This window comes from Methylobacter tundripaludum SV96 (assembly GCF_000190755.2).
GTDB classification, from domain to species: Bacteria; Pseudomonadota; Gammaproteobacteria; order Methylococcales; family Methylomonadaceae; genus Methylobacter_A; species Methylobacter_A tundripaludum.
In genome coordinates this window covers 588,551-607,105 of sequence record NZ_JH109152.1, presented here as the reverse complement: position 1 = coordinate 607,105, position 18,555 = coordinate 588,551, and the positions used below count along the sequence as shown (strand labels likewise).

General features: G+C 53.6%; 9 protein-coding genes. 7 read left to right on the top strand and 2 right to left on the bottom strand.

The features are described 5' to 3' along the window. Nucleotides 1-472: 472 nt before the first annotated feature. Nucleotides 473-895 (bottom strand): carboxypeptidase-like regulatory domain-containing protein, encoded by a 423-nt coding sequence (locus METTU_RS02750; RefSeq protein ID WP_006889765.1) that lies wholly within the window; start codon nucleotides 893-895, stop codon nucleotides 473-475. Between the two features lie 282 nt (nucleotides 896-1,177). Next, nucleotides 1,178-1,570 carry a hypothetical protein gene (locus METTU_RS02745; RefSeq protein WP_006889764.1) on the bottom strand — a complete coding sequence of 131 codons (393 nt, stop codon included), beginning with the start codon at nucleotides 1,568-1,570 and terminating at the stop codon, nucleotides 1,178-1,180. Between the two features lie 719 nt (nucleotides 1,571-2,289). On the opposite strand from METTU_RS02745, the gene glgB reads away from it, so the two are divergent. The 7 genes from glgB to METTU_RS02705 all read left to right on the top strand — a co-directional run bounded on the left by glgB (nucleotide 2,290) and on the right by METTU_RS02705 (nucleotide 18,417). Next, entirely contained in the window at nucleotides 2,290-4,230 is a 1,941-nt protein-coding gene (glgB, locus tag METTU_RS02740) for a 1,4-alpha-glucan branching protein GlgB (RefSeq protein WP_006889763.1), read from the top strand. Further along, on the top strand, nucleotides 4,227-6,221 hold the full coding sequence (locus tag METTU_RS02735) for an alpha-1,4-glucan--maltose-1-phosphate maltosyltransferase (RefSeq protein ID WP_006889762.1): 1,995 nt from the start codon (nucleotides 4,227-4,229) through the stop codon (nucleotides 6,219-6,221). Before glgB ends, METTU_RS02735 begins: the two co-directional genes overlap by 4 nt. A 159-nt stretch (nucleotides 6,222-6,380) precedes the next feature. Further along, nucleotides 6,381-9,749, top strand: coding sequence for a maltose alpha-D-glucosyltransferase (treS, locus tag METTU_RS02730; RefSeq protein ID WP_006889761.1), 3,369 nt, complete (start codon nucleotides 6,381-6,383; stop codon nucleotides 9,747-9,749). A 154-nt stretch (nucleotides 9,750-9,903) separates the two neighbouring features. Beyond that, a complete protein-coding gene (gene glgX, locus METTU_RS02725) occupies nucleotides 9,904-12,033 on the top strand; it encodes a glycogen debranching protein GlgX (protein ID WP_006889760.1) in 2,130 nt (709 codons plus the stop codon). Beyond that, nucleotides 12,030-13,862, top strand: coding sequence for a malto-oligosyltrehalose trehalohydrolase (treZ, locus tag METTU_RS02720; protein ID WP_040579565.1), 1,833 nt, complete (start codon nucleotides 12,030-12,032; stop codon nucleotides 13,860-13,862). Before glgX ends, treZ begins: the two co-directional genes overlap by 4 nt. After that, nucleotides 13,859-16,927 (top strand): malto-oligosyltrehalose synthase, encoded by a 3,069-nt coding sequence (gene treY, locus METTU_RS02715; protein WP_006889758.1) that lies wholly within the window; start codon nucleotides 13,859-13,861, stop codon nucleotides 16,925-16,927. Before treZ ends, treY begins: the two co-directional genes overlap by 4 nt. 674 nt (nucleotides 16,928-17,601) lie before the next feature. Next, nucleotides 17,602-18,417: a Crp/Fnr family transcriptional regulator gene (locus METTU_RS02705; RefSeq protein WP_006889756.1), complete on the top strand. Its 816-nt coding sequence runs from the start codon at nucleotides 17,602-17,604 to the stop codon at nucleotides 18,415-18,417. The last annotated feature ends 138 nt before the right edge of the window (nucleotides 18,418-18,555 follow it).

Here is an 18,555-nt window from a genome sequence, read left to right as displayed (position 1 = left end):
CCAGCTGACTATCATCCTGAAGCTCCAAAGCATTACGCCGCCGTACGTATCGGTAATAAGCTTGATCGGTTAATCTATAAATTCTATCCTCGCGCTTTATTGAAAAGTCCGGTATGCGCTCAACGTCTAAAATTTTCAGATAAAGAATCCACGCCTCCTCTGTTAATTTCCTAATCATCATTTTATCCCTAAATCTATACGATAAGCTTCTTAGGATTTGGTTGAAAATAACTTCCCGAAACCACTATTTTCGATCGTCGAGCCGTTCGTGCTGAGCTTGTCGAAGCATGATCGGCTTGACGCGGTAGGCCGAAATTTTCCCGCTCACCCTTCGACAAGCTCAGGGCGAACGGAAAAATTTCACTCAATCCATATCGGGAAGTTATTACTGACCATATCCTTAGATACTTTGAAGCGGTCTTGCTGAAAACGTCTTCAACGGTCGACGTACCGGAGTGGACAAGATACCGATCTAGTCCCCCTGCTCCCGGGGCCAAGTAAACGATAGCGAAGTTCTCTGCGGACCACCGACTTTTACCGTTTTACGGATCGCCTGACCGTCTCGGTCAACAGTAACGATATAACGGCCGGGCTTGAGCTTGGCGAATAACATAGGGCCATCGGACACTGATTCCAGCAGGGCGTTACCGCTTGAATCCGCGATACGAACCGTTACGTCACTGACATATTCTCCTGTACCCTTTATCGAAAATAGAAGGTGTAAATTGAAATCGGCCCGTATGGCTTGCATCGCATTTTGTTCATCCACCCCCACCCCACCGCTGACGAACGTAACCTCGCCTTGGCTTTGTGGTTTGATCAAAGACTGATCCGCAAATGCAGGGAAGCAGAACAGAATATTGGAAAGAATAAGCACTAATCGTAATCGTTTCATAAAAATGTTCCTTGGCCGTAAAAAATTACAACCTCAAATATAACTGACAGAATCTGTCGCTCTTATCTATATGCTAGCGCACCTACTGTGATTAGATTGATTTCAGGGGTTCAGAAGGCCTCACTACTCCCTGGAAAGCCTTCCGTTTCTCAGTCCATCGATTTTGCAGTTGCGCTTCTGATAGCCTTTATACAATGCTTTCTTGCCCCGGTTGCTTTTCATTGTCATCGTTCAAGAAACCAAGCGGAACTTTCGGCGACGGAAGGAACCACGACCTGAGATTTAAGGCTGTACATCAGCTTCCCAGGAAACACTTGCCGGACACCATTGCCAGATTCCCAATGTTAGGACACGTGTCAGCGCGGCAGGTATACATGCTCCGTGCCCAACATCCACCTCCCGGTTGACCAACTTGGCGCTGTCTCCACACCGCTTGAGATAGTCATCGGCCTTGATGTCATTAAGATCGGTGTGCGGCATAAAAAACGCCACCACAGGAATCGGCAGCACCGCCAGAGTAGAGTCATCCACCCACTCGGACCCGGAGCAATGGGAAGTGCCTGCGCTGGAATTGCGAGTGTCATCCTTGACCAGAGTTTGGGCACAACCCGGCAGAACCAGGATAGCCGATAGGATGAGTAAACTTGATTTGGAGCGTAGCGTGATATGTTTCATAAAACCTCCAGGAGTTGAACCGCAATCAGGAACAAAAGACTCGTACGACGATTGTTTCAATATCATCCCGGCAAAAAACCTGCTTTGCAGCAAGCCATTTGCTCGTCTTTTCAGTCACTGGAATACAGCTTAACCCTAACATTCGGCATCGTCAGTACGGTAACGCACATAAAACCGCTACCGGAATTCATGGCATTTGCGCGCCGGTTAGTTGTCAACTACCTCCAGATGATTGTTATCCGGGTATGGAATAACCCCAGTTCCATATCCGGACCCTCTCACCTTTTTGGCCGGCGTCTATCAGCATTTTGACTCATCAAGCAATCACAAGATTTATTGTTGATTTACTCACATTCACCCTACTCTCAGACTCGGCCCCCTACCGCATAATGTGCGTATGCCTTCGCGGATTTGGCTTCATCCACCCTGATTGAGACACACAAAGCCTATCACCGGCAGCGGCTTTATGTGTGTCACCGTACAGACAACGTTTGACGCTTACAATAAGGTATTGATTCATTTTAGGTGAATATCGTGATCGAACCCGTACTGGCGTTTACTGATTTTGAATCTTACGTTTGCGGGTATCCAGGGTTTCAACTTATTTCGTCGCCGTGTATTTGATCGTCCTGGATACCATAAAGCTAATACGCCATAGCCTTATGTGAGGAGGTGATCCCAAGCGTTAAATCCGCCAAAATAAACAATGAGGGTAGCACATGTCCACGACAACGAATCTTCCCGTGGAAGCAGTATTTCACGCCAGCCAGCTTACGGATCTCGATATTTATTTGTTTAAGCAAGGCAGTGATTTTCGCCTGTATGAAAAACTCGGCTCACACGGCATTACCGTTGATGGCGTAAAAGGTACTCACTTCGCAGTCTGGGCGCCCAATGCTTCCGCCGTTTCGGTGATCGGCGACTTCAATCATTGGGATGCAGCATTGAATGCGCTACATCTACGTGATGACGAGTCGGGGATTTGGGAAGGCTTTATTGCTGAGGTCACGGTCGGGGCAATCTATAAATATCGCATTGTTTCCCGCGACGGAAAAATAGCCGACAAGGGCGATCCGTTTGCATTCTGCTCGGAAATGCCGCCGTTAACCGCTTCCCGTGTCTGGGAACTGGATTATGCCTGGAACGACGCTGACTGGATGGCGCAGCGCGGAGAGAAAAACCGTCTGAACGCGCCTTGTTCCATTTACGAAGTACACTTGGGTTCCTGGCGTCGTGTTCAGGAAGACGGCAACCGTTCCCTCACCTACCGCGAGCTGGCGGAATGGCTGCCGAGATACATCGCAGACTTGAATTTCACCCACGTCGAGTTCATGCCGCTGACAGAACATCCTTTTTACGGCTCATGGGGCTACCAGACCGTCGGCTATTTCGCACCGACGGCACGATACGGTACGCCGCAGGATTTCATGTTCCTGGTGGATACCTTGCATCAGCACGGCATCGGCGTGATCATGGACTGGGTGCCATCGCATTTCCCCTCCGACGCCCATGGCCTCGGCTATTTCGATGGAACCCATCTTTTCGAACACGCCGACCCGCGCCAGGGCTTTCAACCGGAATGGCATAGTTCGATTTTCAATTATGGCCGCCATGAAGTACGCGCATTTTTGACCAGCAGCGCGTTATTCTGGCTTGATAAATATCATATTGATGGACTGCGCCTGGACGCGGTGGCGTCGATGCTTTATCTGGATTATGGCCGCAAAGAAGGCGAATGGATTTCCAACCGTAATGGCAGCCGGGAGAACCTGGATGCGATTACTTTCCTGCGCAACCTGAACGAGGCTATCTATCGCGATTATCCCGACACGCAGACTTTCGCCGAAGAATCGACTGCCTGGCCGATGGTCTCCCGTCCCGGCAATGTAGGCGGTCTGGGGTTTGGCCTGAAGTGGAATATGGGTTGGATGCATGACACGCTGGGATATTTTTCAGAAGATCCGCTTAACCGGAAATATCACCACGCACAGATTATTTTCAGCATCTGGTATGCCTTTTCGGAGAACTTCGTGCTGCCTTTGTCGCACGACGAAGTGGTCTACGGCAAGGGCTCACTGATCGGAAAAATGCCCGGCGACGAATGGCAGCAGTTCGCCAATCTGCGCTTACTGTATGGCTATATGTGGGGGCATCCGGGCAAGAAGCTGTTGTTCATGGGTTGCGAATTCGGACAGAAACGCGAGTGGCAGCACGACGAGGACCTGGAATGGGAGGTACTGCAATATCCTATGCACTCAGGGCTTCGGCGCTGGGTCGAGGATCTCAACCGTTTTTACCGCAGTGAAGCGGCGCTCTATCAGCAAGACTTCAACCGCGACGGCTTTCAATGGATGGATTGTAACTACGCGGAAAAAAGTGTGGTGAGCTTTGTACGCCGTGGCTACAACCCGGACGATACGCTGTTGGTGGTCTGCAATTTTACGCCCGTCGTCCGCGAGAATTACCTGGTCGGGGTGCCGAGCGGCGGTTACTGGCAAGAAGTGCTCAACAGCGATACCGAACTCTATGGCGGCAGCGGCGTGGGCAATTTTGGCGGCGTTGAAGCGGGCCCCGTATCTGCCGGTGAAATGTTTCATTCACTGATGCTGCGTCTTCCGCCATTAGGTGTCCTGTTCTTCAAACAAGGGAGCGGGTCATGAAAGGCACACAAAAGCTCGACGGCAGACGGCGCGTGGTTATCGAAAATGTGCAACCTGAAATCGATTCGGGGCGTTTTCCGATCAAACGTGTCATAGGTCAGAGCGTGGAGGTGGAGGCAGACGCGTTCACCGACAGCCACGATGCATTGGCCTGCCTGTTGCGCTACCGGCATGCGTCGGAAACCGGCTGGCATGAAGTCGCCATGACGCCGCTAATCAATGATCGTTGGCGCGCGTCGTTCCCGATCACCGAACTGGGCCAATATGTCTACACGATTACAGCCTGGATCGATCATTTTTTTTCGTGGCGATATGAGTTTTCGCGTCGCAACGATGCCCGGGATATCGCAGTAGCACTTCAGGCCGGTGCGATGCTGGTGGAAGAGGCGGCGACACGTGCCGACGGCAAAAATCAGATGCAGTTACATCGGATTGCCGAGCAATTACGCACTGTCAAGCCGGATGCCGGAAGTGCATTGGCGCTTTCCGAAACCCTGGCTAGCTTAATGCGGCAACATCCAGACCGCAGTTTGGCTACGGATTATCCCCGACTGCTAAGCGTGTGGTCTGAACCGATCAAAGCTCAGTACAGCACATGGTATGAATTTTTTCCGCGCTCCTGCATGGGCGATGACATGGATCACGGCAGCTTCGCCGAATGCGAAAAGCGCTTGCCATCTGTGGCGGCAATGGGCTTCGACGTGGTGTATTTGCCGCCGATTCATCCGATCGGTCTGACCCAACGCAAGGGCGCTAATAACGCGCTGGTAGCGACCGAGTCCGACGTAGGCAGCCCGTGGGCGATCGGCGCGGCGGAGGGTGGCCATAAAGCGATTCATCCGCAACTGGGTACGCTGGACGACTTCCGCCGCCTGGTGACGAAAGCGCGTGAACTGGGCATTGATGTAGCGCTGGACATCGCCTTTCAATGTTCTCCCGATCATCCTTATATGCACGAGCATCCAGAATGGTTCCGCCACCGCGCGGACGGCAGTATCCAGTATGCCGAAAATCCGCCCAAGAAATATGAAGACATTGTCCCGTTCAATTTTGAATGCGACGCATGGAATGAGCTATGGCAGGAACTGCTGGATATATTCCTGTTCTGGGTCAAGCAAGGAGTTTACATATTCCGGGTCGACAACCCGCACACCAAACCGTTCCCTTTTTGGGAGTGGTTGATTGCCGAAGTGAAGCGCACACACCCCGAGACGATTTTTCTGGCTGAAGCCTTTACCCGTCCGAAAATCACTTACCGTCTCGCCAAGCTTGGCTTCAGCCAGTCCTATACTTATTTCTCGTGGCGCAATGCGAAAAGCGAACTTGAAAGCTATTTCACCGAACTCAGCCGTACTGAAGTGCGCGAATATTTCCGGCCCAATCTGTGGCCGAATACGCCCGACATCCTTCCCGAATATTTGCAATTCGGCGGTCGCCCGGCGTTTATGCTGCGCCTGGTACTGGCGGCCACGCTGGGAGCCAATTACGGCATCTACGGCCCGGCTTACGAGCTGATGGAGGCGGCTCCCCGCGAGGCGGGCGGAGAAGAATATCTCAATTCAGAGAAATACCAGGTGCGCCGCTGGAAGCTCGACCGTGCCGACAGCTTGCAGGATTTTATCGCACGGGTGAACCGCATACGCAGGGAAAGCCCCGCACTGCAACAGGATCAAAGCCTGCATTTTTTTGATGTGAACAATGACAGTCTGCTTTGTTACGCGAAAACCACAGCGGATAACGCTGAAATCATTCTGGTAGTCGCCAATCTGGATCCGCATCATACCCAATCCGGCTGGGTCACACTGCCGCTGGAGTTGCTTGGGCTGGATACGGATCGAACTTACCAGGTACAGGATCTGCTGACGTCCGCGCGTTTTTTGTGGAATGGCGCGCGCAACTACGTTGAAATCAATCCCCTGGTTGCGCCCGCGCATATTTTCAAATTGCGTCGGCGCGTGCGTACCGAACACGACTTCGATTATTTTCTGTAAAAGAGCCATGAACGGAACCAACGCTAACAATCATGACGGTATTGATTCATCAGCACAAATGATGAAAGCAAGCCCTTGTAGGGGCGAATTTATTCGCCCAATCGCAAAAAGCAGATTAAACAGGGCTAATGAATTCGCCCCTACAGGAAAGAGAACACCATGAACACAATAAAACCCGGCGAGATAAAAAACCCGCTCGCGGACAACGCACAATGGATGGAAGATCCGCTCTGGTTTAAAGACGCCGTTATTTATGAACTGCACATCAAGGCTTTTTTTGACAGCGACAATAACGGCACCGGGGATTTTACCGGGTTAATCCAGAAGCTCGATTATCTTCAGGATTTAGGGGTGAACACGCTGTGGCTGTTACCCTTCTACCCCTCGCCGATGCGCGACGACGGTTATGACATCTCCGACTATCGCAACATCCATCCCGAGTACGGCACCATGGCCAATTTCAAGCAGTTCGTGAAGGAAGCCCACCGCCGCGGTCTCAAGGTTATCACCGAGATGGTTATTAATCACACCTCCGACCAGCATCCCTGGTTTCAGGCGGCGCGCCGCGCACCGGAGGGTTCCAGCAAGCGGAATTATTACGTATGGAGCGACACCGACCGGAAATTTCCCGAGACGCGCATTATCTTTCAGGATGCCGAAAAATCCAACTGGGCCTGGGATGAGGAAGCTAAAGCCTATTACTGGCATCGTTTCTTCGCCCATCAACCGGACCTCAATTTTAATAACCCGCAAGTGGTCAAAGCGGTTATCAAACTGATGCGCTATTGGCTGGACCTGGGTGTGGACGGCGTGCGTCTGGACGCGATCCCCTATCTGTGTGTGCGTGAGGGCACCCAAAACGAAAACCTGCCCGAAACCCATGCCGTGATCAAACAAATGCGGGCGGTGCTTGATGCGCATTACCCGCACTGCGTGTTTCTTGCCGAAGTCAATCAGTGGCCGGAAGATGTGCGCGACTATTTCAGTGACGGCAATGAATGTCAGATGGCTTACCATTTCCCCCTGATGCCGCGGATGTACATGGCTATCGCTCAGGAAGACCGTCATCCGATCGTAGACATCATGCGGCAGACCCCGGATATTCCGGAAACCTGCCAATGGGCCATTTTTCTGCGCAATCACGACGAGCTTACCTTGGAGATGGTCACTAGCGAAGAACGCGACTATATGTACCAGATGTACGTCAGTGATCCTCGCGCACGCGTGAACGTCGGCATTCGCCGCCGACTGGCGCCGCTGATGGATAATGAGATAGATAAAATCAAGCTGATGAACAGTTTGCTGCTATCCATGCCGGGTTCGCCGATCATCTATTACGGCGACGAGATAGGCATGGGGGACAATTTCTTCCTGGGCGATCGCAATGGCGTGCGGACGCCCATGCAGTGGAGTCCTGACCGTAATGCGGGTTTTTCCCGCGCCGATCCTCAGCGCCTGTATCTGCCGCCTATCATGGATCCGGTGTATGGCTACGAATCAGTCAATGTGGAAGCGCAGCTGCGCGAACGTGCTTCGCTGTTGAACTGGATGCAGCGTGTGCTGGCGCTGCGCAAAAATCATCAGGCATTCGGACGCGGGAAACTGGTTTTTTTGCACCCCGGAAACCGCAAGATACTCGCCTATTTCAGACTCTACGAAGACGACATTATTTTGTGCGTTACTAACCTGTCGCGTGCCGCGCAAGCGGTCGAGCTTGATCTTTCAGCTTATAAAGGACGTGTGCCGGTAGAATTGATGGGGCGTTCGGCTTTTCCGCCTATTGGCGAATTGCCCTACCTGCTCACCCTGCCCGGACATAACTACTATTGGTTCCGGCTGGCCGGCGGCGAAGAGGTTCCGGCGTGGCATGAGGAACACTTGCTACCCGAGGAATTGCCGACGCTGGTGCTGTTCGATGGATGGCACAGCTTCTTCCGAGATCGGGTTGTGTCCTGGCGCATGGTCATGGCGGATAAGGTGCGCACCCAGTTCGAAGAAGACGCATTACCGCGCTTTGTAGCAGTACAACGTTGGTATGGAGCCAAGGGCGAGATGATAAAACGTGTGGTCATTACCGATTACGCAGAGTGGGTCAATGCGGATAATAAATGGCTGGTAGCCCTGTTCGATATCGAAGGCCGGACCGGAGAACCGCTTAGCTGTTTTTTGCCTCTTGCACTGGCATGGGAAAACGGCAACGAGGAGCGCCTGCACGCCATTTCGCCGACCACCGTTGCCAAAGTGCGCCAACAGGCGCAAGTCGGAATTCTGGGAGATGCATTTGCCGACGGGGCATTTTGTCGGGCGGTGGTACAGGCCATCGGCGCAGGTCAAACGCTGCCTTGCGAACAAGGCACTATTCGCTTCTCGCCCACCGAGGCTTTCCCTGCACTCGCAGGGGCTGAATTCGCCGGCCTGTCAGTACGACCGCCCGGTACACAAGGCAGCAATACCGCTGTCGTGCTGGGTGAACAATTATTCCTGAAAGGCTATCGGCATCTGCAAATCGGGACTCACCCGGAATTTGAGGTCGGACGCTTCCTAACCGAAGTGGCTCACTTCCCCAATACGGCCCCCCTGTTCGGCGTAGTCGAGTATCAAGGCAGCGACGGCAACAACATGACGCTTGCGTTGCTACAGGGCTATATCGAAAACCAGGGCGACGGCTGGAGCTACACGCTGAATTACCTGGGACGTTTTCTTGAAGAATGCCGAACAGCAGCCTTACCGCTCGCCGCCCCGGATCAAGTACATGCCGCCTACCTGGTTCTGATACATACGCTCGGCCAGCGTACCGGCGAACTGCACAATGCGCTGGGTAAAACGACGGGAGATATAGCCTTCGATCCCGAACCAGTTACCGACACCGATCTTGCGGACTGGAAACTTCATGTGCAAGCGGAAGCGACAGCTACGCTGGATCTGCTTGAACGCCGGAAGGATGGGTTTGCCGAAACTGCCCGCGAGACAGCACAAATATTGCTCGCGCAACGCAACGCACTTAAGGACCGTATCCAAGCCTGCATTTCCGGGCAGATTAAAGCAGTCAAGACACGCTACCATGGCGATTATCATCTGGGCCAAGTGCTGCTCACGCAGAATGATTTCGTGTTCACCGATTTTGAGGGTGAACCGGCGCGTCCGTTTGCCGAGCGTCGCCACAAACACTCGCCCTTGCGCGATGTGGCCGGCATGCTGCGCTCATTCAACTATGCCGCCCACACCGCACTTGCGCACGCCACCGCAGAACGACCCGCAGACTTGGCAAAGTTTGAGCCTTTGGTGCGCGACTGGGAAACCGAGGCTGGACGCGTTTTCCTCGCCGCCTATGATGAAGCAGCACCCGGTTCCGGACTGTCCGCTCCGGATGCATCGCTACGCGGCTTACTCGACCTGTTCCTGCTGGAAAAGGCGCTTTACGAGGTACGCTACGAACTTGACGCCCGTCCGGATTGGGTAGCCATTCCGCTTCACGGCATCCTGTCGCTATTGCTACCAGCACCATCAAATGCAATGGAACGCAGATGACGCTGATGAATACGATAAACACAGATAATCTATTGAATCATAATGATCAGCGTCATCTGCGTTCTATTTTTGGCTGCTTAGTAGAGTGTGGTGGTTTATTTCTTGCCAGTTACCTTACAGTTTAACGCGAATATTTCAAGCGAGAGGACTCAATATGATTAAACCTATAACGGCCATATGGCCGGGTCGCCCCTATCCCCGAGGCGCACACTGGGATGGCGAAGGCGTGAATTTTGCTATTTTTTCCGAGCATGCCGAAAAAGTCGAGCTGTGCCTGTTCGATGCCAAAGGGAAGAGCGAAGTCCAGCGTGTCGAACTAAAAGAGCGTACCGATTTTGTCTGGCACTGTTATCTGCCTGAGCTTCGTCCCGGAATGCTTTATGGTTTCAGGGTGCACGGACCTTACCGTCCGCAGGATGGGCATCGCTTCAATCCGAACAAGCTGCTGATAGAACCCTATGCGAAAGATATAGTAGGAACGCCGCGTTGGAGCAACGCCCATTTCGGCTACAGCATCGGCAGCAAACACGCCGATATTTCTTTTAGTCGTCGCGACAATGCCAGTGTCATGCCGAAGTGCCGGGTTATCGATCAGACCTTCATCTGGGGAAATGATCAGCCCCCCGACATTCACTGGCAGGATATGGTGATTTATGAGCTGCACGTCAAAGGCTTTACCATGCAGCATCCGGATATCCCGCCCCAGTTTCGCGGCACTTACGCCGGATTGGCGATGGCTCCGGCCATCGAACACCTCAAGCGTCTGGGCGTGACGACGGTTGAACTGATGCCGGTGCATGCTTTCCTCGACGATCGCCACCTAGTCGAACGAGGGATGCGCAATTACTGGGGATATAACACGATTGGCTTCATGGCGCCCGACTCCCGTTATTCGGCGAGCGGCCAGATAAGCGAATTTAAAACCATGGTAAAGGCACTCCATAAGGCGGGCATTGAGGTCATTCTGGATGTCGTCTACAACCACACTGCCGAAGGCAATCAGCTGGGGCCGACGCTGTCCTTCCGAGGCATCGACAATGCTTCCTACTACCGCCTAGTGGGTGATGATCCACGCTATTACATAGACTACACCGGCTGTGGCAACACCCTCGACATGCGCCAGTCGTGCGTACTCCAGTTGATGATGGATAGCCTGCGTTATTGGGTGCTGGAAATGCATGTGGACGGCTTCCGTTTCGATCTGGCTTCCACACTGGCAAGAGAGTTGCACGAAGTAAACCAGCTTGGCACCTTCTTCAATACCATCCGTCAGGATCCTGTGCTGAGCACCATCAAGCTGATTGCCGAACCCTGGGATCTGGGCGAAGGCGGCTATCAAGTGGGGAATTTCCCGCTGGGCTGGTCGGAATGGAACGATAAGTATCGCGATAGCATTCGCGCCTATTGGAAAGGCGATGGCGGGCTACTCGGGGAGATGGCGCAACGGTTAACAGGATCCAGCGACCTCTATGAACGCAGTGGGCGATCTCATGCCAGTATCAATTTCATCAGTGCGCACGACGGATTTACCTTGCATGACCTGGTGACCTACGACACCAAACACAACGAGGCCAATCAAGAAGATACCCCCAATGGTAACGACAACAACAATTCCTGGAATTGCGGCGTTGAGGGGGAAACCGAAGATCCTGAAATTAATGCCCTGCGTGCCCGTCAGAAACGTAATCTTCTCGCCACTCTGCTGTTTTCACAGGGGGTTCCCATGCTGCTTGCAGGCGACGAGATGGGCCGTACCCAGCAGGGTAATAACAACGCCTATTGTCAGGACAACGCAATTAGCTGGCTCTCGTGGGAACTGAAGCAACAGGATCGTGATTTGCTTGCATTCACCCAGCGTATTATCAGTTTGCGCAACGAGCATCCTTTGTTCCGGCGTCATTATTTCTTTAAGGGACTGCCCATTCGGGGAGGCGAGGTAAAAGATATCATCTGGCTCAATCCGGATGGATCTGAAATGAGTGAAGTAGACTGGAATCAGGAGTTTTCGCGTTGCCTAGGTGTGCATTTTGTCGGAGATTCCTTATTTGAAACCGACGGGCGCGGACAGCGTTTAATAGACGATAACTTACTGTTACTAATCAATGCACATCATGAGGACATTGCCTTTACGCTGCCGGAATTCGACGAGCATTTCTATTGGGATGTATTGCTCGATACTTTTGATGCCATCGGTAAACCCGAATCTTCCCGCTACAAAGCTGGACAAGGCTATCCCGTGCATGGCCGTTCATTAGTGCTGTTGAAACAAGACAAAACACAATGAGAAGAAAGCACGACATGCCTTTCGGAACGTCTATATTGCCTAATGGCAGTATACATTTCCGCCTGTGGGCACCGGCAGCACAGCACGTCGAACTGCGACTGGAAAATGTTACAGACAATGAAATAATCTTACAAATGCACCCGCTTGCTGATGGCTGGTTCCAGATTAAAACCTCGCCTTTACAAGCGGCGCCTGGAACGCTATATCATTACCGACTTGACGGCGGAATTGACGTGCCCGATCCGGCGTCGCGCGCCAATCCGCAAGACGTGCATGGCCCTAGTCAAGTCGTCGATCCCTTAGCTTTTAACTGGCAGGACGATGCCTGGCAGGGCCGTCCCTGGCATGAAGCGGTCATCTATGAGCTGCATCTGGGTACATTCACAATGGAGGGTACCTTCAGGGCAGCCATCCAGCGTCTCGACAACTTGGTGGAATTAGGTATTACCGCCATTGAGCTGATGCCGGTGGCGGATTTTCCAGGCACGCGCAACTGGGGCTACGACGGTGTGCTGCTGTTTGCGCCCGACCACAGTTACGGCACTCCGGACGAATTGAAGACGCTGGTGCAGGCGGCGCATGCGCGTGGCTTGATGGTGTTGCTCGACGTGGTGTACAACCACTTCGGGCCGGACGGCAATTATCTTCATGCCTATGCGCCGCAGTTCTTTAGCGAGCGCCATCACACGCCGTGGGGCGCGGCTATTAATTTTGACGGCGACGACAGCCGCACAGTGCGCGATTTTTTTATTCATAACGCGTTGTACTGGCTTGAGGAATACCATTTCGACGGGCTGCGGCTCGACGCGGTGCATGCCATTATTGACGACAGTCGGCCGGACATTGTCGAAGAACTGGCTGCGGCGCTTCAGGCCGGGCCTGGACAAACCCGCAAGGTCCACCTGATACTGGAGAACGACGCCAATACGGCTCGATATCTAAAGCTGGGAACCATTGCCGCCCAGTGGAACGACGATATTCACCATGCCCTGCACCTCCTGCTGACCGGCGAACGTGACGGCTACTACGCCGATTATGCCGATCGGCCGACACGGCATCTGGCGCGCTGTCTGGCGGAGGGCTTTGCCTTCCAGGGCGAGCCTTCAGCGTTTCGCGAGGGTCGACCGCGCGGCGAACCCAGCGGAGACTTGCCGCCCGGCGCTTTCATCAATTTCATCCAAACGCACGACCAAATAGGCAACCGCGCTTACGGCGAGCGCATTGCGATGCTTGCTCAACAAAAGCCGCTGCAAGTTGCGCTGGCTGTGTTGCTGCTGGCGCCGTCGCCGCCCCTGCTGTTCATGGGCGAGGAATTTGCTGCGGCAACGCCATTCAAGTTTTTCTGCGATTTCCACGGTGAACTGGCCGACGCCGTCACCGAAGGGCGACGGCGCGAATTCGCCGGTTTCCGTAAATTCGCCGATCCCGCCGCACGTGCAGGTATTCCCGATCCTAACGATCCGGCTACCTTCGTAAGGTGCAAGCTCAATTGGGACTGCCTGGATGAGCCGCAACACAAGGCCTGGCTCAAGTATTACCGCAGTTTGTTGACGCTACGACGCACGTATGTAATGCCACGCTTGTCGGGCATGGACGGTGACGCCGAGTTCGAATTGGTCGGGGCGTCGGGCCTAGTCGTGCGCTGGCGTCTGGGTGACGGTGCTCGGCTGACGCTGTTGGCTAATCAGGGCGATGATCCGGTCGAAGGTGTCCTGGATTTTGCCGGTACGGCTTTCTATCTCAGCCAACCCGACCTGCCGGAATTTTTTGCCGAAGGGCGCATGCCGCCCTGGTGTGCGGCCTGGTTCATCGAGGAAGCTCAACTATGAAACCTCCTAAGACGCCTGTAGCTCTTGCCGCTGACCCTGACAGTGCGGCAAAGAGCGCATCTGCTGCGCCGGTCACGCTTCCATCCGCCCCTCCCGATAATGCCTCTCGTTGGCTATTGACGCGGGAAGACAGCGGGCGTGAAGAAGCGTTATTTCAGCCGCCCGCGCCGCGCATTCCATTGTCCACCTATCGCCTGCAATTCAACCGCGATTTCACGTTTAACCAGGCCCGCGGGATTGTCCCTTACCTGAGCGCGCTGGGCATCTCGCACCTGTATGCTTCGCCCTATCTGAAGGCGCGACCAGGTAGTCGGCACGGCTACGACATCATTGATCACAACGCACTGAATCCCGAAATCGGCACTTACGAGGAGTTTGTGCAGCTTTGTGCAACCCTCGCCGAACACGGTATGGGACAGGTGCTCGATGTGGTGCCCAATCACATGGGCGTACAAGGCGGGGACAATGCCTGGTGGCTGGACGTATTGGAAAACGGTCAGGCATCCGCATATGCCGGGTTCTTCGATATTGACTGGATGCCGATAAAGGCCAAGCTGCGCGGCAAGGTTTTGTTGCCGGTGCTGGGCAACTCTTACGGTGCGGTGCTGGACAATGCCGAATTGCAACTGCGCTTTGATGCGGAACACGGTGAATTCGTCATTTATTACTACGAACACCACTTTCCGGTGGACCCGGCGCAATACCCGCATATCCTGGCGCATCGCATGGATGCCTTAAGCGCCCGGTTAGGGCAGGACAATCCGTTACTGATGGAATACCAGAGTCTGGTCACTGCGTTCCGTAATCTTCCGCCCCGCGATGAGGACTCGCCCGAACGTCAGGTTGAGCGAAGACGCGACAAGGAAGTGTATAAACGCCATCTTGCCGGTCTCGTTGAACAATCTTCCGACATCGCGGGGTTTCTGGAAGAAAATCTGCAACTCTTCAACGGCACGGCAGGGGAATCATCCAGTTTCGATCTGCTCCACGATTTGATTAAGGCGCAAGCCTACCGGTTGGCGTTCTGGCGGGTAGCTTCGGACGAAATTAATTACCGGCGTTTTTTCGATATCAACGATCTTGCCGGACTACGCATGGAGAACGACGAAGTTTTCGATGCGACCCATCAGTTAGTGCTGCGGCTGGTTCGGGAAGGCAAGCTGGACGGTCTGCGCCTGGATCATCCGGATGGTCTGTACGATCCGGAGGCGTATTTTCACAAGCTGGTCGATCAATGCGGCCGCACGGGGCACGCGCCTTATCTGGTGGTAGAAAAAATCCTGGCGGTACGCGAGGATTTGCGTAGCAGCTGGCCGGTGCAGGGTACTACGGGCTACGAATTCACTAACCTGCTCAATGGGCTGTTTGTGGCGACCAGTGCCGCCGAGCGTATGACGCGCCTGTATCACAGCTTCATCGGAGAGCATGTCAATTTCGACGACCTGCTCTACCGTTCCAAGCAGCTGATCATGAAGACTGCGCTGGCGGGGGAGCTGAATGTGTTGGCTAACCAACTCTCGAAAATCGCCGAAGCCGATCGTCATACCTGCGATTACACGCTGAACGGATTGCGTGCGGCATTGGCTGAGATAGTCGCCTGCTTTCCGGTTTATCGCGGTTACATCAGCGCCCGCGAAGTTGCGCCGGAAGACCGCCGTAACATCGAACAGGCAATAGCAGCGGCTAAACGCAGAAGTACAACGGCAGATACCAGCATCTTCGATTTTCTGCTTGAGGTACTTACACTGGCCGCAGCAGACGGGAAATCACCCGCATACTACGAGCAGGTGCTTGCATTTGCGATGAAATTCCAGCAATTCACCAGCCCGGTCATGGCGAAAGGACTGGAGGACACCAGCGCCTATATCTATCACCGTTTGCTGTCGCTCAACGAAGTCGGCGGCGACCCGCGCCAATTCGGCGTGACTCGCACCGCCTTCCATCGTGCCAATCAGGCGCGCGCAGAGCATTGGCCGCATACCATGTTGACCACTTCCACTCACGATACCAAGCGCAGCGAGGATGTGCGCGCGCGCCTCAATGTGCTGTCTGAAATACCGGCTGCCTGGCGGCTGGCGCTACGGCACTGGAGCCGCGCCAACCGAAGCCTCAAGCGCATCGTGGACGGGATGCCGGTGCCCACGCCCAACGATGAATATTTCATCTATCAGACATTGCTGGGCATCTGGCCGCAAGGCGAACCGGATAAAAACGAAATGGCGCGACTGGGTGTTCGGATTGTGGAATACCTGGTCAAGGCGGTGCGTGAAGCCAAGGTACATACCAGCTGGATAAACCCCAATACAGCCTATGAAGACGCAATCCTGGCCTTCGCCGATGCGCTGATAAATGCACCGGCGGAAAGTGCATTCCTGACCGATTTCCTGCCTTTTCAGCGGCGGATTGCGCGGCTCGGGTTATTCAACAGCCTGTCTCAGACATTGATCAAGCTCACTGTTCCGGGTGTGCCGGATATTTATCAAGGTTGCGAATGTTGGGATTTCAGCCTGGTGGACCCCGATAACCGGCGGCCGGTCGATTTCGGTCACCGCCGAACCCTGCTTGATTCATTGCTGACACTTACCACGTTGGAATCGCAACAACGCAGCGCCGGGGTACGCGCGTTATGTGACACGCTGGAAGACGGCCGAACCAAATTGCTGATCGTCAGAACGGCGCTGGCATTACGGGAACGCTGGCCGGACGTGTTCCAGCAAGGAAGCTATTTGCCGCTGGCAGTCAAGGGGGAACATGCCGCGCATCTGTGCGCTTATGCCCGTATTGCCGGTGAGCGTACCGTCATTACGGTAGCTCCGCGTTTCTTCGCACAGCTGCTGGGTGAAGCCGATAGCCTTCCTTTGGGAGAAAAGATTTGGGGAAATACAACAGTGGACTTGCCTTTTCATCGGCGCGATAACCAATACTCCTGCGCCTTCACGGGAAACGAGCTGAAACCCCGCCAGCGACGGTCCGGATGGTGTCTGCCCGTATCGCAAGTGCTGGCAGAATTCCCGGTAGGACTGATCGTCGGCGAGAGGGTTTCTAAGTCTAATAGTATCGGATAAGCCGTTTATCCTGTGATGAGGTCGACTGACCACCGTGTTGGGTAAATTCCGATTGTACATACGGCGATATTTCATTCAGGGGATGAATATTGGGCGGCCATTTTTGTTTTTATAAAGTGCAGCATTACACTTTATGAACATTTGTGGCAAAACCTATTAACTGATGTTACGCAGTTAGTTGAATTCCGACCGTTTTAACATTAAGGAGTCGCTAGCGCGACACTTGATTAAATCGGGTTGTCGCACCCGAAGGCGAGTTACTTTCTTTTGCTTCGCCAAAAGAAAGTAACCAAAGAAAAGGCGACCCGGTTGCCGCTTGCTTCCTACGCTCCTCGCTTTTATCGAGGGTCAGCAGAAGGGGCTCCTGCCCCTCTGCTGACGCGCGGCATCCCTGCCGCGCCCCTAACGGGCTGTTCTCGATAAAAGCTCCGGTGCTCGGCGCGGCAAACGGGAGAAATACCATCCGTGCGTAACATCCACCTATTAATAATAGAGGCTATCTGTCATCGTGGCTTTTTCGTGTTATTCGAGTTCAATCGCCTAAACCTTACCGACTCTCCTTGGAAGAGTGTGTTATAAAGGAATACACAATGTAGCTTTTAACGTCTTAACCTTTGTTGTGCCGCTGTATTTTTATTTTCGCCCTATTGGTCACTCTATCCAGAGGCAAGAAAATGGTCGCCCTTATGTCCGCTCGGCATACCCCCAATCAGAACCATCTTCTCGCCGCCCTGCCTACGGAAATATTCGAGCATATCGCCCCTCATCTGGAACTGATCTCGATGCCGCTCGGTGAAGTTCTCTACGAATCCGGCGGCCAATTGCAACACGTTTATTTCCCAACGACCGCTATCGTGTCCCTGCACTATGTCATGGAGAATGGCGCATCGTCCGAAGTCGCGGGAGTGGGCAATGAGGGGATACTCGGAATTTCACTTTTCATGGGCGGCAATACCACGCCCAGTCGTGCCACCGTACAGACTGGGGGCTACGGTTACCGACTGAAAGCGCGGTTGATGATTGAGGAATTCAATTGCGCGGGGCCGATGATGCGGTTGATGCTGCGTTACACCCAGGCATTAATTACACAGATGTCCCAAACTGCGGCCTGCAATCGGCATCATTCGGTAGAGCAGCAATTGTGTCGCTGGCTATTGTTAACTCTCGATCGATTGCCCTCGAATGAATTGACTATGACACAGGAATTGATTGCCGGCATGCTCGGCGTACGCCGCGAAGGCATTACGGAAGCCGCCGGGAATTTACAGCGCGCCGACTTGATCAGTTACCGCCGAGGTCACATCACGGTACTTGACCGGTTGGGACTAGAGTCCCGCACTTGCGAATGTTACAACGTAGTCAAGAAAGAATTCCATCGCTTGCTCTGCGATATAGAGAGCGTTAAGAGCCTTCCAATGAATCATGGCGTTGAGTCGTCCCGAGAGCACTATGACAAAGGTATGTTTGTTTGTGACAAGACTCGCGTTTAAGTCATATAGGTAAGGTTACGACTGCATTAATGCAGGAAGGTAGAGCACAATGCAGGGGCGCGTTTTTTTGCGCCGTAAGCCAACAAAAGCCTACCCTCGCGTGGTCCGTCTCCAGACCAATTCCACAATTTGCATAAA

Bases quoted from the DNA above. Each gene is read 5' to 3' on its own strand.
- METTU_RS02735 (WP_006889762.1), top strand. From the start codon at position 4,227: ATGAAAGGCACACAAAAGCTCGACGGCAGACGGCGCGTGGTTATCGAA.
- treS (WP_006889761.1), top strand. From the start codon at position 6,381: ATGAACACAATAAAACCCGGCGAGATAAAAAACCCGCTCGCGGACAAC.
- treY (WP_006889758.1), top strand. From the start codon at position 13,859: ATGAAACCTCCTAAGACGCCTGTAGCTCTTGCCGCTGACCCTGACAGT.
- METTU_RS02745 (WP_006889764.1), bottom strand. From the start codon at position 1,570: ATGAAACATATCACGCTACGCTCCAAATCAAGTTTACTCATCCTATCG.
- METTU_RS02705 (WP_006889756.1), top strand. From the start codon at position 17,602: ATGGTCGCCCTTATGTCCGCTCGGCATACCCCCAATCAGAACCATCTT.
- METTU_RS02750 (WP_006889765.1), bottom strand. From the start codon at position 895: ATGAAACGATTACGATTAGTGCTTATTCTTTCCAATATTCTGTTCTGC.
- glgX (WP_006889760.1), top strand. From the start codon at position 9,904: ATGATTAAACCTATAACGGCCATATGGCCGGGTCGCCCCTATCCCCGA.
- treZ (WP_040579565.1), top strand. From the start codon at position 12,030: ATGAGAAGAAAGCACGACATGCCTTTCGGAACGTCTATATTGCCTAAT.
- glgB (WP_006889763.1), top strand. From the start codon at position 2,290: ATGTCCACGACAACGAATCTTCCCGTGGAAGCAGTATTTCACGCCAGC.